25 protein-coding genes are annotated in these 26,480 nt (G+C 67.0%); 7 read left to right on the top strand and 18 right to left on the bottom strand.

Annotation, left to right across the window (positions count from 1 at the left end; translation table 11 throughout):
- Window positions 1–47: 47 nt before the first annotated feature.
- The 3 genes from ACAM49_RS07040 to ACAM49_RS07030 are packed head-to-tail and all read right to left on the bottom strand — an operon-like array spanning window position 48 to window position 3,479.
- The gene (locus tag ACAM49_RS07040; protein WP_369634624.1) at window positions 48–932 is read right to left on the bottom strand and encodes a GAF and ANTAR domain-containing protein; all 885 of its coding nucleotides are present in this window, start codon (window positions 930–932) and stop codon (window positions 48–50) included.
- A gap of 55 nt (window positions 933–987) precedes the next feature.
- Window positions 988–2,874 carry a CheR family methyltransferase gene (locus ACAM49_RS07035; RefSeq protein ID WP_245568496.1) on the bottom strand — a complete coding sequence of 629 codons (1,887 nt, stop codon included), beginning with the start codon at window positions 2,872–2,874 and terminating at the stop codon, window positions 988–990.
- On the bottom strand, window positions 2,871–3,479 hold the full coding sequence (locus tag ACAM49_RS07030) for a chemotaxis protein CheB (RefSeq protein ID WP_369634623.1): 609 nt from the start codon (window positions 3,477–3,479) through the stop codon (window positions 2,871–2,873). Before ACAM49_RS07030 ends, ACAM49_RS07035 begins: the two co-directional genes overlap by 4 nt.
- 517 nt (window positions 3,480–3,996) lie before the next feature.
- Between ACAM49_RS07030 and ACAM49_RS07025 the strand changes: the two genes are divergently transcribed.
- A complete protein-coding gene (locus ACAM49_RS07025; protein ID WP_369634622.1) occupies window positions 3,997–4,887 on the top strand; it encodes a phenylalanine 4-monooxygenase in 891 nt (296 codons plus the stop codon).
- On the opposite strand, the gene ACAM49_RS07020 is transcribed toward ACAM49_RS07025, so the two are convergent.
- Both ACAM49_RS07020 and ACAM49_RS07015 read right to left on the bottom strand, forming a co-directional pair.
- Complete coding sequence (locus ACAM49_RS07020) at window positions 4,884–5,504, bottom strand: TetR family transcriptional regulator (RefSeq protein WP_369634621.1); 621 nt, start codon at window positions 5,502–5,504, stop codon at window positions 4,884–4,886. The two genes, ACAM49_RS07025 and ACAM49_RS07020, sit on opposite strands and share 4 nt — an antisense overlap.
- On the bottom strand, window positions 5,494–7,008 hold the full coding sequence (locus tag ACAM49_RS07015) for an MFS transporter (RefSeq protein WP_369634620.1): 1,515 nt from the start codon (window positions 7,006–7,008) through the stop codon (window positions 5,494–5,496). The genes ACAM49_RS07020 and ACAM49_RS07015 overlap by 11 nt, the downstream gene beginning before the upstream one ends.
- 162 nt (window positions 7,009–7,170) lie before the next feature.
- Here ACAM49_RS07015 and ACAM49_RS07010 point away from each other — a divergent pair, with 162 nt between their 5' ends.
- Both ACAM49_RS07010 and ACAM49_RS07005 read left to right on the top strand, forming a co-directional pair.
- Window positions 7,171–7,845, top strand: coding sequence for a SnoaL-like polyketide cyclase (locus ACAM49_RS07010; protein WP_369634619.1), 675 nt, complete (start codon window positions 7,171–7,173; stop codon window positions 7,843–7,845).
- A 42-nt stretch (window positions 7,846–7,887) separates the two neighbouring features.
- A complete protein-coding gene (locus tag ACAM49_RS07005; protein WP_369634618.1) occupies window positions 7,888–9,222 on the top strand; it encodes a D-alanyl-D-alanine carboxypeptidase family protein in 1,335 nt (444 codons plus the stop codon).
- Between the two features lies 1 nt (window position 9,223).
- On the opposite strand, the gene yhjD is transcribed toward ACAM49_RS07005, so the two are convergent.
- From yhjD to ACAM49_RS06990, 3 genes are read right to left on the bottom strand one after another with little or no spacing between them, the layout of a single operon-like run.
- Entirely contained in the window at window positions 9,224–10,246 is a 1,023-nt protein-coding gene (gene yhjD, locus ACAM49_RS07000) for an inner membrane protein YhjD (RefSeq protein WP_369634617.1), read from the bottom strand.
- Window positions 10,247–10,283: 37 nt separating this feature from the next.
- Window positions 10,284–11,309 (bottom strand): tryptophan--tRNA ligase, encoded by a 1,026-nt coding sequence (trpS, locus tag ACAM49_RS06995; RefSeq protein ID WP_369634616.1) that lies wholly within the window; start codon window positions 11,307–11,309, stop codon window positions 10,284–10,286.
- A 21-nt stretch (window positions 11,310–11,330) separates the two neighbouring features.
- Window positions 11,331–12,275, bottom strand: a complete 945-nt coding sequence (locus ACAM49_RS06990; RefSeq protein ID WP_040804906.1) for an oxygenase MpaB family protein — start codon at window positions 12,273–12,275, stop codon at window positions 11,331–11,333.
- 110 nt (window positions 12,276–12,385) lie between these two features.
- On the opposite strand from ACAM49_RS06990, the gene ACAM49_RS06985 reads away from it, so the two are divergent.
- Window positions 12,386–13,024, top strand: coding sequence for a TetR/AcrR family transcriptional regulator (locus ACAM49_RS06985; RefSeq protein ID WP_369634615.1), 639 nt, complete (start codon window positions 12,386–12,388; stop codon window positions 13,022–13,024).
- Here ACAM49_RS06985 and ACAM49_RS06980 read toward each other — a convergent pair.
- From ACAM49_RS06980 to ACAM49_RS06955, 6 genes are all read right to left on the bottom strand, one after another.
- Complete coding sequence (locus tag ACAM49_RS06980; protein WP_369634614.1) at window positions 12,957–13,754, bottom strand: hypothetical protein; 798 nt, start codon at window positions 13,752–13,754, stop codon at window positions 12,957–12,959. The genes ACAM49_RS06985 and ACAM49_RS06980 overlap by 68 nt on opposite strands.
- A 55-nt stretch (window positions 13,755–13,809) precedes the next feature.
- Entirely contained in the window at window positions 13,810–14,907 is a 1,098-nt protein-coding gene (locus ACAM49_RS06975; RefSeq protein ID WP_369634613.1) for a PQQ-binding-like beta-propeller repeat protein, read from the bottom strand.
- A 138-nt stretch (window positions 14,908–15,045) separates the two neighbouring features.
- A complete protein-coding gene (locus ACAM49_RS06970) occupies window positions 15,046–16,671 on the bottom strand; it encodes a phospholipase C (protein ID WP_369634612.1) in 1,626 nt (541 codons plus the stop codon).
- A gap of 137 nt (window positions 16,672–16,808) precedes the next feature.
- Window positions 16,809–17,336, bottom strand: a complete 528-nt coding sequence (locus tag ACAM49_RS06965; protein WP_369634611.1) for a barstar family protein — start codon at window positions 17,334–17,336, stop codon at window positions 16,809–16,811.
- A 1-nt stretch (window position 17,337) separates the two neighbouring features.
- On the bottom strand, window positions 17,338–17,829 hold the full coding sequence (locus ACAM49_RS06960; protein ID WP_369634610.1) for a ribonuclease domain-containing protein: 492 nt from the start codon (window positions 17,827–17,829) through the stop codon (window positions 17,338–17,340).
- Window positions 17,826–18,632: an exodeoxyribonuclease III gene (locus tag ACAM49_RS06955; protein WP_369634609.1), complete on the bottom strand. Its 807-nt coding sequence runs from the start codon at window positions 18,630–18,632 to the stop codon at window positions 17,826–17,828. Before ACAM49_RS06955 ends, ACAM49_RS06960 begins: the two co-directional genes overlap by 4 nt.
- Window positions 18,633–18,701: 69 nt before the next feature.
- Here ACAM49_RS06955 and ACAM49_RS06950 point away from each other — a divergent pair, with 69 nt between their 5' ends.
- Complete coding sequence (locus ACAM49_RS06950) at window positions 18,702–19,556, top strand: alpha/beta fold hydrolase (RefSeq protein ID WP_369634608.1); 855 nt, start codon at window positions 18,702–18,704, stop codon at window positions 19,554–19,556.
- Window positions 19,557–19,559: 3 nt separating this feature from the next.
- On the opposite strand, the gene ACAM49_RS06945 is transcribed toward ACAM49_RS06950, so the two are convergent.
- A complete protein-coding gene (locus tag ACAM49_RS06945) occupies window positions 19,560–21,110 on the bottom strand; it encodes a PTS ascorbate transporter subunit IIC (protein ID WP_369634607.1) in 1,551 nt (516 codons plus the stop codon).
- Window positions 21,111–21,119: 9 nt separating this feature from the next.
- Complete coding sequence (locus ACAM49_RS06940) at window positions 21,120–21,932, bottom strand: PTS sugar transporter subunit IIA (protein ID WP_369634606.1); 813 nt, start codon at window positions 21,930–21,932, stop codon at window positions 21,120–21,122.
- 188 nt (window positions 21,933–22,120) lie between these two features.
- On the opposite strand from ACAM49_RS06940, the gene ACAM49_RS06935 reads away from it, so the two are divergent.
- Window positions 22,121–22,939: an SAM-dependent methyltransferase gene (locus tag ACAM49_RS06935; RefSeq protein WP_369634605.1), complete on the top strand. Its 819-nt coding sequence runs from the start codon at window positions 22,121–22,123 to the stop codon at window positions 22,937–22,939.
- A 28-nt stretch (window positions 22,940–22,967) separates the two neighbouring features.
- Here ACAM49_RS06935 and ACAM49_RS06930 read toward each other — a convergent pair whose 3' ends face one another.
- On the bottom strand, window positions 22,968–23,669 hold the full coding sequence (locus tag ACAM49_RS06930) for a hypothetical protein (protein WP_369634604.1): 702 nt from the start codon (window positions 23,667–23,669) through the stop codon (window positions 22,968–22,970).
- Between the two features lie 312 nt (window positions 23,670–23,981).
- A complete protein-coding gene (locus ACAM49_RS06925) occupies window positions 23,982–25,529 on the bottom strand; it encodes a zinc ribbon domain-containing protein (protein ID WP_369634603.1) in 1,548 nt (515 codons plus the stop codon).
- 187 nt (window positions 25,530–25,716) lie between these two features.
- Here ACAM49_RS06925 and ACAM49_RS06920 point away from each other — a divergent pair, with 187 nt between their 5' ends.
- Window positions 25,717–26,361 carry a TetR/AcrR family transcriptional regulator gene (locus ACAM49_RS06920; protein ID WP_369634602.1) on the top strand — a complete coding sequence of 215 codons (645 nt, stop codon included), beginning with the start codon at window positions 25,717–25,719 and terminating at the stop codon, window positions 26,359–26,361.
- Window positions 26,362–26,480: the final 119 nt, after the last annotated feature.

The following is a 26,480-nucleotide window of genomic DNA, read 5'->3' as shown; positions in this document are numbered from 1 at the left end:
CAGTGGTGCACCGTCTTTCGCACTCTCGGATGCGGCGTGTCTCGTGTTCAGCACAAGCGGCACGTCCCCTCCAGCACCTGCCGTGCGATGTGGGTCAACGGCACGCTCTCCGCGAATGCGCGGGCTCGCAGCAGGGTCAGCGCCGTCTCCGAGTCACACGCGCACTGCACCGCGACCACACCCACCGCCCGATGTACCTCGGTGCGGAAATCGGCGTCCTCGAACAGCGCCCCGCGCACCGTGTTCCGGGTGCTTACGGCAGCGGTCAGCAGGACGACATTGGCCAGCGCATCGGCCACGCTGTCCGCGATGGCCACGGTCTCGGTGGCCGAGACGGTCTGCGGTGAGAATGCGCACAGCGCGCCGATCCGCCGCGATTCGGCGCGCAAGGCGACGGCCACCAAGGTACGGATACCGAGATCAACTGCGGCCGAACCGAATTCGGGCCAGCGTTCGACGAGTCCGCATCCGGACACCAGCAGGCCGTTGCCACCGAGGGCGATGTCGCGCGCCGGACCGGTGCCGACCACCTCCTCGAGATCGTGCGCCGCTCGCGCGGTGGCATCGGAGCAGATGACGAGCAGCTCGTGCAGGTCGTCGTCGAACAGGGTGATCACCGCGCTATCCATCCGCAGTTCCTCGGCGACCGCGGTCATGAAGCCCGGCCGCGGCTCCGGCGTGCCCTGCTCGGCCCAGCGCCGCAATCGCAGGGCGTAGGACCGGTGCAGCTGGGCGCAGGCGCGGTGCCGGTGCTCCATTCTGCGGTTCAGAGCCGCCATGCGCTCACGGAAGGGCCGCATCGATTCGGGTCGGCGTTCGAATTCCCGCTCGTACTTCTCGGCGAGGGCCGCCGCTCGCGCGGCGCTACTCAGTTCGCGATGGTATTCACGCAGCTCTGCTGTGATCAGATCGCGGATTTCCGCCGACAGCATCTGGAAATTCTAGGGACGTCGTTCGAGGCGCGTCAAATTCCTGTGCCGCAGCCGATTACGATCCTGCGTCCTCCATCAGCAGCACCACGCCGTCGCGCACGCCGTCCAGCGGCGTGCACGTCACGGCGCACACGATCGATCGGCCGATGCGGTTGACCGATGGCGTCACGAGCGGCCCGGCTCGTTCCCCGGTCTTGAGGCAGGCGGCGACGACGTCGTGCAGGCCATCGGTGGGCAGGCCGAAATCCAGGGTGAAGAAGTACTTCTGGCGGACTTCGTCGGCACGCAGCCCCCACAGCTCCTCGGCCCCGCGATTCCAGCTGCGCACCCGCAGATCGCCGTCGAGCACCACGATGCCGGCGTCGATGCTGGCCAGGATGCCTTCCAGGAACATGCGCGTCTCGTCCAGCTCGGCGCTGCGGATGCGCAGCTCCTCGTTCATGGTCTCGAGTTCCTCGTTGCCGGATTGCAGTTCCTCGTTGGTGGTCTCGAGTTCCTCGTTGGTGGATTGCAGTTCCTCGTTGGTGGTCTCGAGTTCCTCGATGCTGGATTGCAGTTCCTCGTTGGTGGTCTCGAGTTCCTCGTTGGTGGATTGCAGTTCCTCGTAGGCGGTTTCCAGCTCCTCGCGTTTTACCTTCACCTCCAGGGCCAGCCGGGTCGCCACGGTGGTGTCGACGAAGGTGACCACCACGCCGACGGCGACATGCTCTTGCGCCCAGAGCGGTTGCACCTGCACATCGAAGTACTGGGTGTCCTCCGGCCCGAGACGCCGTTCCACCGATGTCAGGCGAATGGTGCGCCGCTCGCCGACGGCCTGTTCGATGACCGATCGCAATTCGACCGGTCGGTAAGAAATTTCCAGATCACGCAACGGCCTGCCCACATCGTGCGTGCTCAAGCCGAATAGGTTCCGCATCTGGGCGTTGATGACGGACACCCTGGCCTCGGTGTCCACGCCGAGGACGGCGAGAGGCGCGGTCTCCAAGGCGAGTTCGCTCAGTTGGCGGCGCTTGACGAACCCCTGCACTTCCTGGCCGAGCCCCACATCCAGCCGCGGTGCGATCTGCTGGGCGGGCGCGACGGCGTCGCCGATACGGCGGCGGAAGATGCGCTGGCGCATATCGGCGACCTCGAAGCGCTCACCGTCGGACAGCAGCATCTCGGCCTTGCCGAGGAACAGGAACCCGCCCGGGCGCACCGCGAAATGGAAACGATCGATGATCTGGGCCTGCGCCTCGACATTGAAGTACATCAACGTATTCCGGCAGACCAGCAGATCGAGCCGGGAGATCGGCGCGTCGCGGGTGATGTCGTGGCGGCCGAAGATCACGCGGCGGCGCAGGTCGGACCGGAAAAGGAACTTGTCGCCGTTGGGCTCGAAGTAGCGCCCGCGCAGCTCCGGTGAGAGCGGTTCGAGCGCCTTCGCGCTGTACAGGCCCGACCGGGCTTCGCGCAGCGCTTCCTCGTCGACATCGGTGCCGTAGATCTTGACCCGTTTCACGCAGTCGTCGATCCCGAGCACCTCGGCGAACGCGATCGCCAGCGAGTACGCCTCCTCCCCGCTCGAGCAGCCCGCGCTCCAGATCCGGATCTCACCATCGGGACCGGCGTCCGTGACCAGTTCCGGCACGATCTCGCGCTGCAGATACCGCCAGGCCTCGACATCGCGGAAGAGGCTGGTGACATTGATCAGGATGGTGTTGAACAGGTTCCGGAACTCGTCGGCGTTGCTCTCCAGGTAATCGCGGTAGTCCAGGTGGTCGGGGATGCCGACCTCGTGCATCCGTTTGAGAATGCGCCGGGCCAGTGAAGTGCGCTTGTAACCGGTGAAATCGAATCCGCGGGAGTCGCGGATGAAGATCAGCAGATCCTCCAGCCCGTCATCGGCCTGCTCGACCGGGTCGGAAGGCTCGCCCACCATCAGCTCATCGGAGTCGGTCACGTATTACTTCCTTCGACCAGGCCGCTGACGACCTCCGCGATATCCGCCAGCGGCAGAATGAAATCCACCGCACCGGTCTTCACCGCCGCCTCGGGCATGCCGCTGAATTCCGCCTCCTCCGGATCCTGCACGATCACCGTTCCACCTCGCGATTTGATCGCGGTGACACCCATCGAGCCGTCGCTGCCCGACCCCGTCAGCACGCAGGCGATGGCTCGCGGACCGTACGCCCCGGCCACCGACTCGAACAAGAGGTCCGCCGAGGGGCGCACGAAATGCACGAGTTCGGAACTCGACAGGGCGAGCACGCCGTCGGGTCCGACGAGCAGATGGTAGTTGGGCGGCGCGATATAGACGGTGCCGGGCACGACCCGCGTGTCGGCCGCGGCCAGCTGCACGGGCAACGCCGAGCGACGCCCGAGGACGTGGGCGATGATCGTCTCGTGCCGCCGATCCAAGTGCTGGACGATGAGTACCGGGACGGGGAACCGCGATGGCAGGTGGGCCAGCAGGTGACTCAGCGCGGTGATGCCGCCCGCCGACGACGCGATCGCGACGACACCGTAGCCCTCGGCGGGCGGGAGGGGGCGGGGGTCGTCGTTCATCGTCTCAGCCTATCCCGGTCGGTCGCGGGAATGGTCGACCCTCACAGCTCTGGCCGATCACACTGTGTCACATACGAATTCAGTAACTTTGAAACCCATCTTAGACACCCGGACCGGCGACGGGAATCGGTGCGCGAGGCAGGGGACGCGCCGTCGCACTTCGACCTCTCGAATGCCGCCGCCACGGACGCCGCACACATCGATGGCAATGGGGCGAAAACCATATCGACCTCCAAGCCCGTACTACAACGGATCAGGAGCCGCGCTTCGGGACTCAGAGGAACCCTTCGGACTATACGCTGAACTCCCGAATCCGCCGAAGCTCCGATCCGCGCCGCTATCAGCGGAAATCGAACCGATCAACCACGAATCACCGGGCCCGCCGAGCGGTCGGGCTGTCTACCCGCACTCGGTGCCAGCGCCTCCGCACCGGCGAGCGGTCCGCGACAGCTTGGCAATTTGTACAGCTCGAGCACCCTTTGTTGTCTGGATCACATCACAGTGATTGCATCGAGGTATGTTCACCGAGGCTCAGCTGTATTCGCCGGTCACCCGAGGGGCCGACGGCGACGTGACCGTGCACCTGAGCGATGAGCATCCGGGGGTGCACGATCCCGACTACCGGGCTCGACGCAATGCCATCGCCGCTCTCGCACTCGGCTACCGGCCGGGCGCGCCGGTGCCGCACATCGACTACACCGACGAGGAGCAGGAGGTGTGGCGGATCGTCTCCGCCGAATTGGCGCGCAGACGGGAGCGCTACGCGTGCACCGAGGTGATCGAGGCGGCCGGACGGCTGGGGCTGCCCGCCGACCACATTCCGCAGCTGGACGAGGTCTCCACCAAACTGGTTCCGCTCACCGGATTCCGCTATGTCCCGGCTGCCGGGCTGGTGCCGCTGCGGGAGTTCTTCGGCTCCTTCGCCGATCGGACCTTCCATTCCACCCAGTACATTCGGCACCACTCCGCGCCGCTCTACACCCCCGAACCGGATGCGATTCACGAAATCCTCGGCCACGCCAATCAATTGGCGAGCCCACGCTTCGCGGCGCTGTACGAGACGGTCGGTGCGGCGGTGGCGCGGATCGAGACCGAGCGGGCGCTGAAATTCCTGGCCGACGTGTTCTGGTTCTCGCTCGAGTTCGGCGTGCTGCGCGAGCAGGGCGAAGTCCGTTGCTACGGTGCGGGATTGCTGTCGTCCTACGGTGAGATCGAGGAGTTCCGGGAGGCCGACCTGCGGCCGCTGGACATCCACGCCATGGGCACCATCGTCTACGACATCACGCACTATCAGCCGGTGCTGTACTGCGCCGAATCCATCAGCGAGATAGAGGATGTGGTCGGCGGCTTCTTCGAGACCATGACCGATGACACGGTCGCTCGGCTGGTGAGCGTGAAGCCGGTTTAGAGGGGCATACCGGCTTCCAGGAACTCCATGACCCGGAGGATCTGTTCCGACCCGAAGCTGCCCGCCTGGTCGACGAAGCCGATCATGGCGCCGCTGAGCGCTCCGGCGAAGACCCGCACCTCGAACTCGTGCGCATCGCGGCCGGTGCGCTTCGCGACCAGGTCCGCGATCAGGCCGACGCTGCGTTCCAGCTCCATGGCGACCGCGCCGCGCAACTCGGGCACCGAGTACAGGATCTCCACCCGCTGCTTCTCGAAATCGCGTTCCTCCTGGCTCATTGCCGCGAAGGTCTCGATGGTGGCCTGCCGGAAGGCGGCCAGGACCGAGAGGCCCGCGGGTTGCGCCTCGAAGGCGGCGATCATCATCGGGTCCAGGTCGTCGGCCAGCGCCACCTGTTCCTTGGACGGGAAGTAGCGGAAGAACGTGCTGGGCGAGATGTCGGCCGCGGCCGCGATCTGCTCGACCGTGGTCTCGGTGTAGCCCTGTTCGCGGAACAGCCGGAAGGCCTCGGTGCGAATGGTGCGGCGGGTGCGTTCCTTCTTGCGTTCGCGCAGGCCGCCCCCGGCCACGGTCTTGGCCGGGGCCGGGGGCGTCGCGGAGGCGGTGTCAGCCGACATGAACCGATTGTCCTGTATCGAGATCGGCGGTCGCGACCGGAGCCTTGCCCCGGATCACGAAGGCGGCCAGGATCGCCGCCACCGCGCAGATGGCGGCACAGACCCAGAGCATGGCGCTCATGCCGTCCACGAAGGCGCTCTGCACGTGGGACAGCAGGGCCGGGTCGCCGAGCTTGCGGGCCACGCCGACACCGGCATTGACGCCGTCGGAGACGGGTTCGCGGTTCAGATCGCCGAGGCTCGAACGGTATTGGGTGGACAGGATGGTGCCCAGGATGGCGACGCCGATCGTGCCGCCCGCCTGCCGGAGCGCCTGCAGCAGCGCCGATCCGGAACCGGCCCGCTCGGGAGTGAGATCGTTCATGGCGTACGCCATGGCCGACGGCATGACGAATCCCATTCCGACGCCGAGCAGGACGATGCCGCCCGCCGCGAAACCGTAGCCGCTGTCCACGGTGATCATGGCGGCCATGCCGATACCGGCGGCGAGTAGGACGAATCCGGAGACGAGCACCGCGCGCACCCCGATCTTCGGGAGCAGCTTGTCGACCAGCCGGGAACCGATGAGCAGACCGCCGATGAGCGGCAGCAGGCGCAGGCCGCTGCCCAGCGCGTCCGCGCCGAGCACCGCCTGGAAGTACTGCGGCATGGTGAAGAACAGGCCGAACATCGCGAAGTTGACCAGCACCATGAACACTGTGCCCCAACGGAATCCGGGCTCGCCGAAGAGTCCGAGATCGACCAGCGGGTGTGCGGTGCGACGCTGCCACAGCGCGAAGGCCCCGCCCAGCACCACACCGGCGGCAATGGCCGTCCAGGCCAGCGGATCACCCCAGCCCTCCTGGCCGCAGCGAATGAAACCGTAAGTGATGCCCAGCATTCCGGCCGCCGACAGCACGGCTCCCGGCACATCGATGCGGAAGCGGTTCGCGCTCTTGGATTCCGGGACCAGCAGGGCCACCGCGGTCGCACCGACGATCACCAGCGGCACGTTCAACAGGAAGGCCGAGCCCCACCAGTAGTGCTGCAGCAACCAGCCGCCGACGATCGGTCCGAGCGGCAGACCGATGGCGGTCGAGGTGATCCAGATGGTGATGGCGCGCTGCCGCTCCCCCGGCTCCGGAAACAGCGTGGGCAGCACCGACATCGACAGCGGCATCATGACCGCGGCCCCCAGGCCGAGCACCACGCGGCCCGCGATGAGCGCGCCGGAGGAGGTGGCGAAGGCGCACGCCGCCGAGGCGACGCCGAACAGCAGCAGCGCCGCGAGCAGGAACTTCTTACGCCCGTACCGGTCGCCGAGGGCACCCGCCGGGAGCATGAACGCGGCCAGCGCCAGCGTGTAGGCGCTGCTGAACCACTGCAGCGCGGAGGTGTCGGCGTGCAGGTCGACCGCGAGGGTCGGCAGGGCCACGGTCAGCACTGTCACATCGAGACCGATGGTCAGCATGGCGACGGCCAGGGCTCCCAGCGCCAGCCAGCGGCGCACTCCCTCAGCTTTCATGACAGGTCCAATCATTTGCGAGTTTCTCGATAATGAGAGAGTCTCTCATTTTGTAGAGACTGTCAATACTTGTCGCGACATGAGTGCCGGGCACTGCTACCGTCATGCGGTCCGTTTTGAGATCGATGACCCCCCAACGGGTCTGGACAGTTAAGGCACGAAATGACCGACCAAGCAACAGAATCCGCTCCCGAGACCCCGCTGCATCTGCAGGGCCGGGACGCCGTCATCGCCGCCGCCGCGCCGGAGGACTGGCGCGAGGGCGCCCCCGACTACCACCTGAGCAAGGAAGTCATTCCGGTCGAGCGCAGCACCCAGCACGCGCCGGATTCGTTGGAGCACATCGTCGAAGAGCTCGTGAAGGTCTTCGAGATGGAGGTCTCGCACAAGAAGGATCCGGCCAAGTGGGTCTCGCTGGTGGCCGAGCACTACCGCGGCCGCGTCAACGGCGGACCGTGGCAGGATGCCGAGGAGTTCGCCCGCATCGGCTCCTACAACATCCTGATCGGTGAGAACCCCTTCTACGACGTGCAGGGCGAGAGCTTCGAGTCCTCGCACGACATCTTCCACACCGCCTTCCCCGGCGGCTTCTTCTGGGAGGTGCTCGAGGTCCTCTCCGGCCCGCCGACCGTCGCCTTCAAGTGGCGGCACTGGGGTCGCTACGAGGGTGAGTACAAGGGCCACCAGCCCACCGGCGAGCTCATCGAGATGACCGGCATCACCATTGCCAAGGTCTCCGATGACCTGCGCATTCTCGAGCTCGAGCACTTCTACGACAACAACAAGCTGCTCGGCCCGCTGGCCCACGGCTGCCCGGTGAACCACACCGCGAACTAGCCTCCGCGCCAACCGGTCCGGTCGGCGATAAAGTCGGGCTCGATGATCATCCGCAGGTATCCGCATCGAGCAGCGGGCGCGGCCACCGGCCGCGCCATCCTTCGTACCGCCGCGACCTCGGTGGCCGGGCTGGCCGCCTTCACCGCGGTCGCCTTCGGACCGCTACCCGGTACCGTGTCGGCCCAACCGTCAACGACGACAACGCCGTTCACGACACCCAATACCGACGGCTGCCCGAACAAGACCTCCCCGCCGCCGCCCATCGACACCTCCGAGGTGCCCGAGCCCGGCCATTCGGCTCCGGCCGCGCTGCCGATCCCGGACCCGCCGATCGGGGGCAAGGCGCTGGGCGGATGCGGGGTGATCCTGCCGTCGGGGGCCGGGGCGGTGCCGGAGGGGATTTCGGCCACCGCGTGGGAGGTGGCCGATCTCGATACCGGACGGGTGATCGCGGCCAAGGATCCGCACGGGCGCTACCGGCCCGCCTCCACCATCAAGGTGCTGCTGGCCTCGGTGGCGATTCCCGCGCTGGATCTGAACAAGACGGTGACCGGCACCCAGGACGACGCCAATGCCGACGGCACCCGGGTCGGTATCGGACCGGGCGGGCACTACACCAACAAGCAGCTGTTCCAGGCCCTGATCATGGCGTCGGGAAACGATGCGGCACACGCCATCTCGACCCAGCTGGGCGGGGACGACGCGACCGTCGCCAAGATGAACGCGCTGGCGAAACAGTTGCAGGCGTTGGACACCCGCGCCGCCACGCCCTCAGGATTGGACGGTCCCGGCATGAGCACCTCGGCCTACGATCTGGCGCTGCTGTTCCGGCACGCCATGACGCTGCCGCTGTTCGCCGAGCTCATCCACACCGAGCAGGTGGACTTCCCCGGTTTCCCGGCGGATCCGAAAAACCCTGACGACAAGGATCATCCGGGCTTCCCCATCGCCAATGACAACCACCTGCTCTACGAGTACGACGGCGCGATCGGCGGCAAGACCGGCTACACCGATGACGCGCGGCAGACCTTCGTGGCGGCGGCCGAGCGCAACGGGCACCGCTATGTGGTGACGCTGCTGAAGGCGGATGTGCGGCCGTTCCGACCGTGGGAGCAGGCGGCCAAGCTGCTCGACTACGCCTTCGCGCTGCCCGCCGGGGCGAGCATCGGGAGCATGCCCGACGCGTCGGGGAAGACGCCGAATTCGTCTGTGGCGCTGGCCAGTCCACCGGCCACGGAGGAGATTCCCGGGGGTGATCTGCGCGGGGATGAAGTCACGGACAATGGACCGCTGCGCGAGATCCTCATCGTCGGCGGCGTGATCCTGGTGGTGGTGCTGCTCGTGGCCGCACGCCTACTGAGCCGCCGACGCCGATAGTTCAGCGGCGGCGCATCGAAAGCAGTGTCGCCGCAAGGGCTCCCGCGCCGAAGAACATCGCGCCCTTGCTCGCGGAGAGTTCGGCGATCGAGGATCGGGGCCGGATGATGGCCGGTCCCGGGGCCGGAATGTCCGCGGGCACTTCGTTCTCCGACGCCGTGGCGGCCCAGGCGGTGGCGAACAGAATGATGCGGGCGGTGAAGTAGCTGAAGACCATCAGCCCGATGATGGGTCCGAAGACCGCCCCGGCGGGACCGTTGATCACCGACTTCAACAGCACCGAGGCCAGCTGCTTGAACGCCTCGAAGATGATCGCCGCGATCAGCGCCGCCTTCGCCGCGCTGCGGAAGGTGACCGGGTGCCGCGGCATGCGCGCGATGATCCACACGAAGACCGCCCAGTTGGCGAGGATGGCCAGCACCAGCGACGCCACCGTGAGCAGGGCCTGCACCCAGCCCGACTCGTGCACGTGCAGGCGGTTCAGCAGCGTGTGGATCAGGCCGCTGGAGGCCAGCACCGACAGGGCGATCGAGATATTGAACGCCAGGAACAGTCCGACCATGGCCAGCAGATCGGAACCCTTGGTGACGAACCAGTTCCGCGGCTTGAACGGCTGATCCCACTGCTCGGTGAGCGCGGCCCGCAGGTTCGCTATCCACCCCAACCCGGCGTACAGACCGGTCGCCAGACCGATGGTGCCCACCCCAGCCCGCGACTCCACCGCCTGGTGGATCAGGTCGTTGATGGAGTCGCCGGCCGAGCCCGGAATGTTCTCCACGATCTTGTTCTGGATATCGGTGAGCAGCTGCGGATTTCGCGACAGCACGAAGCCCGCCACCGCGAAGCCCACCATGAGTAGCGGAAACAGTGCCAGCACCGTGAAATACGTGATGCCCGCGGCGTAGTAGTCACCGCGCTGGCGCTGATAGCGCCCGCCCGCGCGCACCACGTGATCCAGCCAGGGGCGGCGCTGGATCTGCCGTTCGATCCACGCCTTCACATTCCCCACGACCTGCCCGAACACCGCCACCTCCGCACGCCCGTCGCGCGCGGCCGCCTGGTCAGCGGGCCAGGAAGCCCACCCGGTCGTACACCTGCGCGAGAGTCTTCCCGGCGACCTCCCGCGCCCGCTCCGCCCCGGCGGCGAGGATGCGATCGAGTTCGCCCTGGTCAGACATGTATTCTTCCACCTTCGCGCGCAGCGGTGTCACGAACTCGATGAGCGCGTCGGCGGTATCCGATTTGAGGTCACCGTAGCCTTTACCGGCGTAATCCTGTTCGAGCGTCACGACCGGAGTGTCGGTCAGCGAGCTCAGGATGACCAGCAGGTTGCTGATGCCCGGCTTGGTCTCCGGGTCGTAGCGGATCTCGCGCTCGGTGTCGGTGACCGCGGAGCGGATCTTCTTGGCCGAGATCTTGGGATCGTCGAGCAGGTTGAGCAGGCCCGCGTCGGTGGTGGCCGACTTGCTCATCTTCGAGGTGGGATCCTGCAGGTCGTAGATCTTGGCGGTGCCGGTCACGATGTGCGGCTCGGGCACCACGAAGGTCTTCTTGTAGCGAGTGTTGAAGCGCTGCGCCAGGTTTCGGGTCAGCTCCAGGTGCTGGCGCTGATCCTCGCCGACCGGCACCAACTGGGCGCGGTAGAGCAGGATGTCGGCGGCCATGAGCACCGGATAGGTGAACAGGCCGACGGTCGCGTTGTCCGCACCCTGCTTGACCGACTTGTCCTTGAACTGGGTCATGCGCCCGGCCTCGCCGAAGCCGGTGATGCAGTTCAGCACCCACGCCAGCTCGGCGTGCTCGGGCACCTGCGACTGCACGAACAGCGTCGACTTCTTGGGGTCCAGGCCCAGCGCCAGCAGCTGCGCCGCCGACACCTTGGTCCGCTTGCGCAGCTCCTTGGGATCCTGCGGCACCGTGATGGCGTGCAGGTCCGGGATGAAGTAGAAGGCGTCGTAATCGTCCTGCAGACGCACCCAATACTGCAGCGCGCCAAGGTAGTTGCCGAGGTGGAAGGAATCGCTGGTGGGCTGGATTCCGGACAGTACCCGCTGCTTACGCTCAGCGGTCGGCTCAGAACTCGACATGCCCTGATCTTCGCATGTCGGCTAGGCCGAGTTTCTGGCCACCCAATTGCGCGGATCCACGCCCGGCATGCTGGTGCGGCCGGATCCGACCAGGCGCTGTTCGCGGCGGGTGGCCAGCTTGTAGAGGGGGTAGCTGGGACCGGTCATGGGCGTGGTGAGCGGGTTGCCGACCAGAGGCGGGGAGAGATGGGCGGTGCGGATGCCGCGGGCCAGGCCGCGGAAGGCGAGCTCCTCGCGGATACCCCAGCGCAGCTCGTACATGTCGCGGATGCGCTTGGGCAGGCTGCCCTGGACCAGCAGGGAGAAGCCGGACAGCGCCTGCTGCATGGGCATCGGCAGCGGGTGGGCGATGCGCTGGCCCATGAGATAGGAGCCGACCAGCTTCGCCTCGTCGGTGAGGAAGGGCTCGTCGGAGGCCAGGTAGCCGTCGAAGTAGTCGCGGAATTCGCGGTAGGTGTAGGGCGCGGCGCTGCGCGGCATGCCGAACAGCTCACCCCAGCGCACGTAGTCCTGGTAGAGGCCCTCGCGCTCGGTCGGGGTGAGGCGGCGGACCAGCAGATCGTGCATGACCTCGGCGGAGTCGAAGGTGAAGGCCATGGTCATGAACATCAGGTGCGGGTCGTGCGCGGAGTAGTGGGTGCCCGCCGGATTGGCCGCGCCCGCGTCCTCGGGCAGCGCGCCCTCGACCGGGGCGTGGCGCTTGCGGGTGAAAGCCCGTGCGCGGTCGGCCTCTTCGCGGGTGCCCAGCGAGACGGCCTCGAACATGCGGCCGGTGAGGGCGAGCCGGGTGTAGGGCGTGGTCCGATGCTGGGTGTTCTCGGCGGTCCCGACATAGAGCAGCGGATGCACCGCGCCGATCACCAGGGCCCGCTGGCCGTAGGTGAGTCCGACCGCGCGCTTGCGCATGACCCTGCGGATCATCGAGTCGTCGGAGAAATAGCCACTCTGAGCCGCTCGTGCAGGCATCGTTGCCTCCCATCGGGTGTGATGCGAACCGCATCTGGAAACAGAGTCCCCCAGATATCAACTTCTGGCAAGACCTTCTGCCAGAATCGCCGCCGTGCCAGAATCGGTTCGTGACCGGGCAACGGACCTACGGCGGCATTTCCGCGGACGAGCGGCGCACGCAACGCCGGGCCGCCCTGCTCGACGCCGCACTGGACATCCTCGGGACCCAGGGCATCGACAAGCTCACCGTCTCCGCCCTCTGCTCGGGCGCGGGTCTGAACGAGCGCTACTACTACGAGAACTTCGACAGCCGCGACGCGGTGCTCTCGGCGCTGTTCGACGGCATTGCCGAGGAACTGGCCGCCGCCCTGCTCGCGGGCGTGACCACCGCCCCCGACGATCCGCGCGCCAAGGCGCACGCCGCCATCACCGCGGGCATCGGCGTCCTCACCGACGACCCCCGCAAGGCCCGGGTGGCCCTGCTGGTCAGCTCCGCGACCCCCGAATTACGCACCCGCACCACGCACACCATCAAGGCCTTCGCGAATCTCGTTGCCGCCGAGGGCATCGACTTCTACGGCCTCACCGAGGGCGACCCGAACCCGGTCATCGGCTTCCGCGCCACCTACCTCGTCGGCGGCCTGGTGCAGACCCTCACCGCGTGGCTCCAGGGCGACCTGCCCATGACCCGCGACGAGCTCATCGACGCCACAACCGATGTTTTCGTGCTGCTGGGTGAGGATCTGGCGCGGGAGATCCGGCGCTGATCCGCTCGGAGATCCAGGACGGAATCTCGGTGCGCGGGAACAACTCCAGCTCGCGGCGTAGGTTTTCGGGGGTGGGCCGGGGCATCCAGTCGGGGACCTCGGTGGCGGAGAAATCCGGGGTGTAGGTGTCGGCATCGGTGATGGCGATGCTGCCCGCGAGCCAGGTACCCGCGTTCGGGTCGTAGGCGACGCGCTTGTGTTCGGCGAGCAGGTTCAGCAGCAGTTCGGTGGGGCGCACGTTCTGCGCACCGTCGTAGCGCTTCACCTGGATGCCGGCCGCGCCCTCGCCGCCGACATTGAAGGCCCACAGCAGCGCGAAATCCCAGACACCGCCGATGATTTCGACCGCCTCGGTGACCAGGGCGCGCTCGACCACCGCCACCTCACCCTGCGCGGGCTTCCAGGTTTCCCAGCGCGCGCCGATGCCCTCGGCGCCCCACTGCTGATTCACCTTGCCGATCATCTTCTGGATGGAGTCCGGCGGTGTGGTGTCGGCGAACAGGACGATGTCGACGCCGCTGATCTCGGGGATGCCCGAATCGCTCGCCAGCTGCCGCACATGACCGGAGCGGATGGCATGCACGTAGGCGTTCATCTTCTGCCGGAAATCCTCGGTCAGCTCGAAATCGCCGCCGTACCGGTACGACCGCTCCTCCACCATGGCCAGCAGTAGCCGGCCGTCGGGCCCCGCGGCCACCTGATCGATCCGGTCGTGCTCCTCGACGGTCATAAGCCCTCCCACTCCCCTTGTCTGCCAAGCACGTTAGCCGATGCCACCGACAGCATCAGCGCACCAGCGCCACCACGGCACCGCCGTCCGGGGATTCGGCATAGCAGTGCGCCTCACCGACCGCGAACCGCACCTCGGTCCCGGGCTTGTCCGGAATCGATTGCATCCAGCGGACTTTGCTGGTCCGCGCGTCGATGGCGCGCACGGTGCGGGCGGCCAGCAGATAGAACGCACCAGCCGCCACGTATCCGGCCGCGTCGACGGCCTCGCCCTTGTCGGAGACGGTGAGGCTCCACAGTGGAGCGGTGTCGCCACCGGGACGCATGGCATGCAGCTTCGAACCGTCGCACAGGTAGTAGGTGTCGCCCGAACCGAAGACCGTGTCGGCCGGATAGGACAGCGCGGGCGTATTCCACAGGGCGGTACCGGTTTTCGGATCCAGCCCCGAAATGGTGTGCAGCCCGTCGGTGGCCAGGACCGCCCCGTCGACCAGGCCGGAGGCGACGGTCGTGGCGTAGACGCCGGAATCGCCCGGACGGGACCAGACGGTCGCGCCGGTCTCGGGATCGAGTGCGGTGAGGGTGCCGCCGCGCCCGCGACCCTGGTTGTACAGGTACGGCCCGCTGTCGGGGACGTAGAGCACCTCACCGTCAGCGGGCGCCTGCCAGCGCACGCTCTTGGTGCGCATATCCACGGCCCACACTTCACGCCCGCCCTTGCCGGGTCCGGAGGCGATCAGGTACAGCACCGAGTCCCGAATTCCGAACGCCCCGTCGAGGGCGATTCCCTCGGGCGCGTCGAAGGACCACTTCCGTTCCCCCGAGGCCATATCCACCGAAACGGCCCGAGCCGCATCCGATTCGGTCCCGCAGACCGTCAGCACCCCGTTCCGCACGCACGAGCGTTGACTGATTCCGCTCGCGGTGATCGGCAGCCGCCAGATTTCCCGCCCACTCGTGGCCTCGATTCCCGTCAGCCCCGCATCGGTTTCGACCACCACCGCGCCGGACCCATACCGCAGTCCCAGCACGCCGCCGTCGACCGTGCGCTCCCAGTCGATGCTGCCCGAGGCCGCGGTCGCCACGGCCGCGCGCGGCGCGGCACAGGCCGAGACCACCCCGGTCGCGAGCAGAATCGCCCCGTCGCGCAACACTTTTCGACGATTGATCAAGGCCCTACCCCGCTCGCTGGACACACTGTCAGCCGACTATAGGGGTAAGCGGACTCTCTTAAATACAAAACCGCCCGGCCTTTTCGCGGTGAAAAGGCCGGGCGGTCTACCGAACCGCGGTCAGCTCGCCGCGCCGGTCTTCGGGTCCAGCGGCAGCGCGGGCTGCGCCGTCCCCTTGAAGTCGAACAGCGCGTCCAGAGTCCCGGCCTGCTCGTCGAAGGAGTCGTCGCCGATGCGGCCGATCTTCCAGTTGTCCTCGATGAACTTCAGGATCGAGGTCTGGTCGGTCAGGCCGTGATCGACGAAGTTGGCCTTGGCGAAGGGCGAGACCACCAGCAGCGGAACGCGCTGGCCATAACCGCAACGGCCCTGGTACTTGGCCGGTTTCGCCTTCGGGTCACCACAGGTGCCGGGCGCGGTGATGCCGTCCTGCTCGGAGGCGGAACTCATGACCAGCTTCGGGGCCGCGTGGTCGTACCAGCCGTCGGAGTCGTCGTAGGCGATGACCACCGCGGTGTCCTTCCACTCCGGCAGCTTCTGCAGGTGGTTGATGGTCTCCACCAGGAACTGCTGCTCGTCCAGTGGATCCGAGTAGAGCGCGTGGCCGTCCTGATAACCGGCGGCCTTGAGGTAGCTCACGGCGGGCATATTGCCCTTGTCGGCGGCGGCCCAGAAGTCGGTCAGGTCGTACTGGTGGTTGGCCTGATCGGTCTGGCCGATTTTGTCGACCGAGGTCGGCGGCAGGTGGTGCGGGTTGGCCGTCGACGGGTAGTACTGGAACGGCTCGTGGTGCGGGATGTAATCGCCCTTGGTGCCGAAGGGCAGCGCGCCCTCCTTGCCGGTGCCGCCGAGCGCGACGCCCACATTGTGGGTCGAGCCGCAGACGGCCTTGCCGTCCTTGGTCTCGGTCGGCTTGAAACCCGCCTCGAAGAAGCCCCAGGTGACGTTCTTCTTGTTCAGCAGGTCACCGACATTCGTTCCGGTCAGCTGCACGGTGTCGCGCGAGGAGCAGTCGTCGCCGTAGGGCTGCGGGTCGCCGACCACGGTGCCCTGGCCGTTGCCCGCGTTGGGCAGCACGGTGTCCTCGGGGAAGGGCTGGCCGGGCTTCGGCGGCTCCATCTTGGTGACGCCGTGGGTCTGGCCCGCGACCAGGTTCAGCGCGCCGACCGTGGACGGGCCGAAGGTGGTGGTCCACGAGTTGTCGCTCATGGCGTAGTGCTGCGCGTAATTCCACAGCGCGGTCACCGAATTGCCGTCGTAGTAGTCCATGACCAGACCCTGCGGGCCGTAGATCGGCGCCTTGCAGTCCTTGCCCTCGGACACATTGGTGTGCTCGACGAACTGGTCCATCTTGCCGTTGTTCAGGGCGAGCTGCTCGTCCTTGTACTCGTGGTCCTGGTCGCAGGTGATCTGCTGACCGGCCCCGCCGAGGCGCACCGGCTGCGCCTTGTTGGGGTTCTTGGTGAGCAGGTCCGGGGTGAGACCGTCGATCTTCGGCGTGTTCGGCAGCGCGGTGAACTTGGTGCCGTCGGTGTTGGCGGCGTTCGGGTAGGTGCCGAAGTAGTGATCGAAGGAGACGTTCTCCTGGAAGATCACCACCACGTGCTTGATCGGGGTCGCGGTGTCGGGGTCCGCGCCGGCCTTGTCGGTCGTCGACGAACACGAGGTGGCGCTCAGCGCGAGCAGCGCGGCGAACGCGGCGGCGGCGCGGCTTCGTTGGCCGAAGCGACGAACCGAGGCGGGCATGGAACCTCCAGGGCGAAACCGGATCGCGAAAACCGCGATCGCATAGGCGAACCATTGCAGCGTCGCTGACACCCCTGTTCGACCGCAGGTTAACGAGAGGGGAAGATCCGATGAATCGCGAATCCTGTGAGTCGGGTTCAGGAAACCTGTGAGTCGTCGTCCAATGCCAGTGGCACGACCGGCAATCCGGGCGGGGTGGCGTCCTGCAGGACCACCCGGAACGGGATGCCGCGCTTGTCCCAGGAGGCCGCGGCATCGGTCATGGCCTCGGCGAACCAGGCGCGTTCGGCGGGCTGCTGGTCCAGCATGAGCGCCGCGTTGCGCACCACGACCACGTATCCCATTGCGGCCTCGCCGAATTCGTCGAGGTCGCGCAGGCATTCGTCGAAGGCGTCCTTGTTCTCGCCGAAGTAGTAGGGGAATTGGAAGGCGGCGGCGAACTCGTCGAAAACCTGGGCGACGGTGCGCATCTTGCGGCCCCGCACCTCCCGGGCGACGTAGCCCTCGGGGATTCGGTAACGGACGCCGGAGAACTCGGCCGCGCCGAGGGGCAGCACACCGAGCACCGGGGCGGGTGCGCGGCGGGCCTGGGCGGCGGTGGCGGTGGCCCGGCCGGATTCGGCCGGGGCGGAGAGGAACTGCGAGAGCGGCATGGGCTCTGTCATGTCAGCGCATCCTCGTGAAGGTCTTGTAGTGGTCCCCCGTGTAATAGGCCGAACCGTCGCTGCCGGTGACGATGCGCTCGGCGTCGCGACCCTGACCGCGTTGCTTGGGATTGACGTCCCATTCCTGATAACTGATGGCCTTGCCGGACGAATCCTTGCGCGGCAGGGTGCCGTCGCGGTTGTTCCAGGTCTCGCCGCCGTGCGTGCCGGGCGCGTTGGCCGAATCGGGCCAGCGCCCGGCGTCGATCTCGACCAGTGTCGCGTAGGCGCGGTCCGGGACACCGGCCACCTTGGTGGGCGCGACGGATCGATCGACGATGCCCGGCGTGGTGCCGCCCGGCTTCGCGGTCACCCGGACCGTGGAGGTGGCAACGGCCTTGGCGCCGTTGCTGTCTCGATGATCGTTGGATTTGGCGGCCAGGAACGCTACAAGCAGCACCAGCACCGCCGCGCCCAGCGTGAGCCAGGCGCGGGTCTTCTTGGAGACGTTCATCGGTACTGCACCGTCACCGGCGCGTGGTCGGACCAGCGTTCGGCGTAGGTGGCGGCCTTCTCCACGACGGCCTGCTTGGCGCGGGCTGCGATATCGCCGCGGGCCAACTGGTAGTCGATGCGCCAGCCGGCGTCATTGTCGAAGGCGCGGCCGCGGTAGGAGTGCCACGAGTACGGGCCGGGGACTCCGGGGTGCAGGTCGCGCACCACGTCGCGGTATCCGGCGGCGATCATGGACGAGACCCAGGCGCGTTCTTGCGGCAGGAAGCCCGCGTTCTTGACGTTGCCCTTCCAGTTCTTGATGTCGAGTTCGGTGTGGCCGATATTCCAGTCGCCCATGATCACGAACTCACCGGGATGGGCGAGCATGCGCGCGGCGATGGCGTCGAGGAAGCGGTACTTCTCGTCCTGCATCGGGGTGTCGGCCTCGCCGGTGTGGACGTACACGCTGGCGATGGTGAGGTCGTCGAAGTCGGCCTCGATATAGCGGCCCAGGGTGGCGAATTCCTCGACGGGAGTCCAGGTTCCGTCCGCGAGCAGGCCGACCCCGACGCGCACCGCGTCCGGTTCCTTGCGGGACAGAATGGCCACGCCCGCGCGGCCCTTCAGACCCGGCTCGGCATGGCTCAGGAACCATCCGGCGTCCAGCGCGGGTGCTAGCGCCTTTCTGGTTTGCTCATCGGTCGCCCGCGTCTCCTGCAGGCAGACGATATCGGCCTCGGTAGCGGCCAGCCAGTCGAGCAGTCCCTTGCCCGACGCGGCACGCACCCCATTGACGTTGCACGTACTGATGATTTTCGCCACTTCACGACCGTACAATGCGGCTTACCGACTCTCTTCACGGACATCGAGGTCCAGGAAGGGGTGACGACGATGACGTCAGGCACCACCAAGCCCATCGCCCCGCCCGCGCCCATTCGCGCGCTCCACACCGGCTCCGGTGAACCACTGCTCCTGTTGCACGGATTCATGATGTCCCCGCATTGCTGGGAGCAGGTCGCGCAACGCATGTCCAGCCATTGCGAAGTGTTCGCTCCGGCCTTCGCCGGGCATTGGGGCGGGCCCGATTTCGACGGCTGGTATCTCGATGTCAGTGCCCTTGCCGACCGCGTGGAGGACCAGCTCGACGAGATGGGCTGGCGCACCTGCCATATCGCGGGCAATTCGCTCGGCGGCTGGGTCGGCTTCGAACTCGCGCGCCGCGGCCGGGCCCGCACGCTGACCGCGATCGCCCCGGCGGGCGGCTGGCAAACACCGTCCGCGCTGCAGTTACGGGTCGGGCTGAAGTTCGCGTCGCTGGTGCCGATCGTCGAGATCGGCAAGCATCTGCCCGACGCCATCGCCTACAGCGCGGTGATCCGGCAGGCGGTGGCGCTGCTGCTCACCAAGAACCCCTCGGCGGCCTCGCGCGCGAGCCTCGAGGCGGTCATCAGCTCGGCCATGCACTGCAAGGCCATGCTGCCGATGCTGGTGAGCGGCCTGCGATTCCCCGCACTGGAGAACCTCTCCACCCTGCGCACCCCGGTACGCCTGCTCATGTGCGAGAACGACCGCATCATCCCGAACCGCGCCTACGCCCGCCGCTTCCTCGAGGAACTCCCCGAATCCGCGGATCGCATCCTCGTCCACGACGTGGGACACGTCCCGATGCTCGAGGCGCCGGATCGCATCGCCACCTTGATCGCCGAGCACGTCTACGCGAGCCGCACCCGCCTGCGCGCGGTCTGAGGCTCAGTCGAGCGGCGGCGGTGGGGTGGGAGCTCCCGAGGGAACCGGAATCTTCGGGAACTCCATCGCATTCGTTCGTGCCACCGCCTCGGTGACGGCCTCGGAGCGGGTGATGCCGAGCGCCCGGTCGCGGGCCGCGCCCGGATCCCAGCCGGTGGCAACCACTTTGGTCTGCACCACGATGGCGATCAGGAGAATCACCAGGCCGATGGCGAGCGAGGCCACCACCGCGCCCCAGCCGCCGAGCTTCGCCGCGGTGCCGATGGCGGTGCCGAACCAGCCGAAGTCGGCGTCGCCGAAGGTCGTGTTCTCCTCGCCGAAGGGGCCGAGCACCTTCAGCAGGATGGCGGGCAGGAAGGTGATGAGGCAGCCGTTGACGAACGCGCCGCAGACCGCGCCGCGGCGGCCGCCGGTGGCATTGCCGTAGACACCCGCCGCGCCGCCGGTGAAGAAGTGCGGGACCAGGCCGGGCAGCACCAGCGCCCAGCCGAAGAGCGGGTTGAAGATCCAGCTGAGCAGGCCCAGGCTGACCAGGCCGCCGACGAAGCTGCTGATGAAGCCGAGCAGCACCGCGTTCTGGGCGTAGGGGAACACGATCGGGGCGTCGAGGGCCGGGATCGCGCCGGGCACAACCTTTTCCGCGATGCCCTGGAAGGCGGGCACGAGTTCGGCCAGGATGGTGCGGACGCCGAACAGGATGACCGCCACCGCGATACCGAAGGCCAGGCCCTGCCCGACGGCCTTCATCAGATAGTTGCCCACATTGGTGGCACCGGTTTCGAAGGCCTTGAAGGCCGTGTCCTGCCCGGCGCGCGCCAGATAGGCCAGGGCCAGCACCAGGTACAGCAGCACCATCGACAGGGCGGTGGCGACCATCGAATCCCGCAGGAAGCGCAGCCCTTCCGGCAGATCCATCTCCTCGGTGCTGCGGCTGCGCTTGCCGACCAGCTGGCCGGTCGCACCCGCCGCGATATAGCCCGCGGTGCCGAAATGCCCGATCGCCACCTCATCGCCGCCGGTCACCCGCCGCGTCCAAGACTGCGCCAGCGCGGGGAGCGAGACCATGACGATGCCCAGCAGAATGCCGCCCGCCACCACCACGACCGGGGTGGACAGTCCGGCCACCGCCAGCACCATGGTGAGCAGGGTGGCCATGAACAGCATGTGGTGTCCGGTCAGGAAGACATAGCGCAGCGGCGTGAACCTGGCCAGCACCAGGCTGATTCCGAAGCCGAGGATCATCAGCCACGTCACCTGCGCGCCGTACTCGTCCTGCGCGATGGCGACAATGGCCTCGTTGGTGGGGATGACGCCGTGCGCTCCGAGCGCGCCCTGGATCATGGTGCCCAGCGGTTTCAGCGATTCCACCACCAGGCCCGCGCCCGCTCCGATGAGCAGGAAGCCCAGCGTCGCCTTGATGGCGCTGCCCGCCACCTGGCCCGCCGGTTTCCGCAGTGCGATGAGGCCGACGGCGGTGATGATGCCGATGAGATAGGCGGGCTGGCTGAGGATTTCATTGACGACGAACTGGGCGATGGCCAGAACGACATTCATGCTGCTCTCCTAGAGGTCGAAGAGTTCGCGCAGGGCATGATCGACTTCGGCGGCGCTGGTGAAGTTTTCGATCACTCGGACCGGAATACCCAGGTCGCCAATGGTTTTGGCGATCTCTCCGGAGGTGAGGACCGCGACCGCCTCGGACGCCTTACCCTTGGCGGAGATCGTGTCGGTGGCCTCGACGGTGATGTAGGGGGTCCAGTGCCAGCGGTCGAGGACCGATTCCAGGGTGCTCTTGAGGAACAGGCTGGTGCCGACGCCATTGCCGCAGACGGTGAGGATCTTCACCGGACCGGAGCGCGGCTTGCCGGATTTCGGGACGGAAGCCTTTGGGGTGGAGGGTTTTTCGGCCTGCTGGTGCGCGCCGATCGCGGTCTCGTCCAGCAGCAGCGCCCGCAGCTGACGCGGCGTCTCCACGGCGCGCAGCACCTTGTCCGCACCCGGTTCGAGCAGGACCTTGGCGAGCGCGGCCATGGCGTCGGTGTGCACGCTGGAATCGGCGGCGGCCAGGGCCACGACCAGATCGACGGGATCGTTGGGGCTGCCGAAGCCGACAGGTTTGTCCAAGCGCACCCACGACATCCCGGTCCGATTCACCGCCGGTGACGGCCGGGCGTGCGCGAAGGCGAACCCGGGGGCGATGACGATGTAGGGCCCGTTCTCCTCGACATTGCCGATCATCTCCGCGGTGTACGCGGGCGAGGTCACGCCGGTGGCGACCAGCAAATCACCGGCGGCGGTAATGGCCGCCCGCCAGTCGTCGGCGTGACCATGCAGATCGATCGCGTCCGAGGGGAGCAAATCCACCAGCGAGGTCATGCCTGGATCCTCGCACGGTCAAGCTATTGGCAAATATCCGGCACACCGGACGGTCATCCGAATGCCCGCCCGGCTCCGAATCACTGGCGGCCCCCGGCACACCGCGCGTTACCGAGAACAGCGCGCCGGAAAGCGTTCTCTTACATAGGATTACTGCCACAACGGAGTCCCTCGAAAAGGGTGTGAAGATGACGGATCAAGCGCACGTGGACCAGTCGAAGCCGAGCATCGCGCGGGTGTACGACTACCTGCTCGGCGGCAAGGACAACTACGCCGTCGACCGCGAGATCGGGGACTTCTTCATCAAGGACCTGCCCGGTTCGGTGGATATCGCCTTCGCCAACCGCAATTGCCTCATCCGCGCCGTCGGCGAGATCGCCCGCGCGGGCGTCACCCAGTTCATCGACATCGGCTCCGGCCTGCCCACCGCCGACAATGTGCACCAGGTGGCCCAGCGCCACCTCGACAGTCCGCACGTCGTCTACGTCGACAACGACCCGATCGTGCTGGCCCACGGCCGCGCCATCCTGGAGACCGACGACAACACCACCGTCATCCAGGCCGATCTGCGCGACTCCGAAGCCATCCGCCGCCACCCCGAGGTCGAGCGCCTCATCGACTTCACGCAGCCGGTGGCCATCATCTTCAGCGCCATCCTGCACCACCTCAACAATGACGAGAAGCCCGAACAGGTGGTCCGCTTCTGGACCGAGCAGATCCCGTCCGGCAGCATGCTCTACATCTCCCACTTCCGCTCCGGCTTCAACGAGGAAACCCGCCTGGCCGAGCAGAAACTCCAATCCACCTTCGGCCGCGGCCGCTGGCGCACCGACGAGGAAATCCTCGCCCTCTTCGGCGACCTCGAAATCCTCGACCCCGGCCTCGTCCCCTGCTCCCTCTGGCGTCCCGCCCCTACCGCCGACGGCGTCTCCCGCATCGGCAGCGACCACCACGACCTCAGCGTCTGGGAACAACTGATCTCCGCGGCACTGTCCCGCAAGCCGTGACGAACGCTCACAGCCGACGCGGGCCCGGTTACCGGGTCGGATAGCCCGTGGCGAGGTTGATCGTGGTCGCTACCATGGCCAGCGCCTTCAACATTGCCGCGTAACCCTCATGGTTGGCCCGAATATCCGTGATGCCCGGAATCCAGCACAACACCAGGCCTTGGGCGATCCGGATGCGCGGACCGCCCGCGATCCGGGACAGCAGGGTCAGCGCGTCCATGGCCTCGCCGGTGAGCATCGCCCGGGCCGCCGCCTGATCGGCCGGATTCGCCAGGAGCACGAAGCGCCGGTCGAATTCCACTCGGCCGGTGGCGAATCGGTCACCCTCGCGTGACTTCCCGTCGAAATACGGCTTCCATTCGCCGCTCGTCGAAAGTAGATCGATGGGCGGCAGGTCGGACCTGATGCCGCCCACTGCGGCGCCGTTGTAGTACAAGGTCGTAGTCACCGTCTTGGTGAGCTTGACGGCCTGAATTTCGCTGATGGTGCGAAAGCTGACGTAATCGCGGGCAGACACCTTGCCGTGGATGGCATCCTTCTCATCCGCATACTTGTGATACGGGTTGAGAATCGGCCGGTTATCCGAAATCCATTGCGGTGACGGCCAACCGAGTTGACCACCCAATGCCGCCGCGTACCGGCCGAGCTCTTCGCGATGTCGACCGTTCTTGCGGACGGCGGCAATGACGAGCAGCAGAACGCAGCCGACGATCACGACGCCGACGATCACTGGAGTTGCCATCTTCCCCCCTGAGCGTATGTCCAGGGGCACCCTACCGGAAGGCCTCGCCGTAGCTGGTTGCGCGGCACAGGGATTCAGCGGGCGGGAAGGGTGCGGGACTCGGGACGGAGGGGCCAGGAGGAGATTACCAGGGCGAGGATGCCGCCCTCGACCACGCCGCCCTCAACATCGCGAATGCGGCGGGCACGTGGCCAATGCCTCATCGAACAGCCACCAGCCGTCCTCGGGAAATGGGTGTGCACCGAACTGTCGTGCGGTGATCTGGAATTCGTATATTCGGCTGACCAACAGCGGGTGGAGTCAGGCAGCGGATGATAATTCGTTGCCCTTGTGCCGTCTACGGGTGGTGTCTGGCGGATCGGCGGTGGGCGTGACTCGTGTCGCCCGGTGGCGCTGTCGCTGAGCGACCTCGGCGAAGGTCCGCCCCCAACGGGCTCGGAACCGTTCGTCGAGAGCGCCCAGGATTTGCCCACGATTGCGATATCGGATGGAGTCAGCTGCGTGAGAACGTCTCAGCAGTGTTCGGGCTCCGCCGATATCGGCGTGGACGGTCCGCCCGCAGAACCGGCACCGGAAGCGGGCCTGGGTTCGGCGGTTGCTTTTGGCGGTGTAACCGCAGCTGCCGCATTCCTGACTGGAATAGGCGGCAGGGACGTCGACGACCTCGATACCGAGATCGTCACGCAGGGCGTCGAGTTTGGCGGTGACCGCGGCCCGGCCGGCAACGGAAAGCAGCCGCCGCAGGCGTTTGGACAGTTTGCCTGCCTGGGCCAGGCCTCGGAAGTCCAGGCGTTCCACGATGACTCGGGCGATATCGGTGGCTGCACCCTTGCCCGGGTGCAGGATTCGGTTGAGGCAACGCTTGACCTCGTTGGTGACGAACCCGCGAATATCCTGAACCAGGGCGCGGTAGCGGCGGGAGGCGCGCAGCCGGATGTGCTGGCGGTTCAGCGCCGCCACCAACGGTTGCAGGCGGGTGTCGTAGGCGCGCAACCGATCCAGGAACCCGCGCCCGTGCAGGGTGCCGTCACTGGTCGCGAACAAAGTGCTCATGCCCCAGTCCAGGCCGAGATCACGCGTGCGCTCGCTGGCGGGTGTCGCCATCGCGGTCTTCACGACGAGCCGGAACTCGACCTCACCGCTCGGGGTAACCACGACCTGACAGTGGTTGGCCACCACCGCACCCGGGCGGGCCAAACGAGCCAGGAACGCGCGCTGGGCGCGCAGCGGAATCCACACGGGCTTGTTCTTGGTCAGAGTGGAGATGCGCACCCAATAGTCGGCTGTGCCTGCGTATTTCGGGGCTTCGACGACGGCGATCTTGCCGTCCATCACCATCGTGCGCACCCGCCGCAGATCCGGTGCCCCGACCCGGGACCGGACACGGCGCATGATCGTCCGCGCCACCGCGAGCACCTCCGCATCGACGGCGCGCGTGCGCGAGATCCGCACCGGCTCACCCGCCGATCCGCTCGGTAGGTACCAGGCGTGGGCCTTGTTCGCCGTCAACAGATCTCGCTTGAGCGTGTCGGGCAGCGACGATCCGGTGACGAGCTGGCGGAATACGCGTTCGCAGTTACCCAGCCACGACCGATGCGCTGCCACGGCCTGCTGGGCGATCGAGTTCCATTGCCGTTGCGACAGGCCGTCGTCCCAGGCTTTGGTGTCGATCCAGCGTGGCAATACGCCGGTGGTGAACAGTTGCCGCCGCACCGCGGATTGCGCGCGCCCGAGACCGGCCCGCCACACCGGCAGCATCGCAGCCACCCGGATGTGCTTGTCCGCGTTCGCCAGCGAGGGCAGCCGGTAGGACCGGCAAACCATCGCGGGGGCAGACGCTCGACTCATAACCAGTGTTCATACAGCACCCCACCGACAAGCAACGATCATCGGCCCTATGGAAAGAAGACCATCCGTTTCCAGCAAAACCACGACTATTAACCAGAACCTAGGCGTCGCCGCGGTTGCGGGCCGGGGTGCGGCCCGCAATTCGGGCGCGAACATACACGGGTGTATGTAAGTGTAAGATCCTCACATGACCAGCTCCGCCGTCTCGAAACAGCCGCGCCGCACCCAGGAGCAGCGCAGCAGCGAGACGCGTACGCGGCTGTTGGACGCCACCATCGAATGCCTCGTCGAATATGGGTACGCAGGTACCACCACGCCTCGGGTCGCCGAGCGCGCGGGGGTAACCCGGGGTGCGCAGGTGCACCACTTCGGTTCCAAGAACGACCTGGTGGTCGCGGCCGTCAGTCATCTGGCGCAGCGCCGAACCGAGGCGGCCATGAAGGAGCTCAACCGGGTGCGCGCGGGCGACGATCCGCTCGGCACCGCACTGGAATTCATGTGGGAGCTGCATCAGGGTCCGCTGTTCATCGCGGCCCTGGAACTGTGGGTGGCCAGCCGGACCGATCGGGCGCTGGCCGCGGAGGTGGCGAAGGTCGAGCCGTTCGTCAATAACGCGGTGCTGCTCGCGGTGGCGCAGCTGGTGCCGAACGAGCTGTACCGCAAGCAGGTTCGCGATTTCGCCTACACCGCCATGGATACCCTGCGCGGAATCCTGATGACCGGCTTCATCTCCCCCGATCCCGAGCGGGCCCACCGCCGCTGGCTGCGCGCCTCGGCTCAGCTGCGCCTGGCCGCCGACTCCGGCATGCCGGACCTCCGCATCACGGACTGAACTCTCCACACCGCCGCCTGATACCGACGCGGCTGTATGTGCGGCTGCCCAGCGCCGACCTTTTGATCTTGTCATCTCGACCGGGATTCCGCGCACCCTCTTGCCGACTTACATACAGC

Origin of the sequence: Nocardia sp. JMUB6875 (assembly GCF_041154655.1) — a bacterium.
In the GTDB taxonomy this organism is placed as follows: domain Bacteria; phylum Actinomycetota; class Actinomycetes; order Mycobacteriales; family Mycobacteriaceae; genus Nocardia.
The sequence above is the reverse complement of the archived record's forward strand: the minus strand, read 5'-3'. Positions and strand labels throughout refer to the sequence as shown.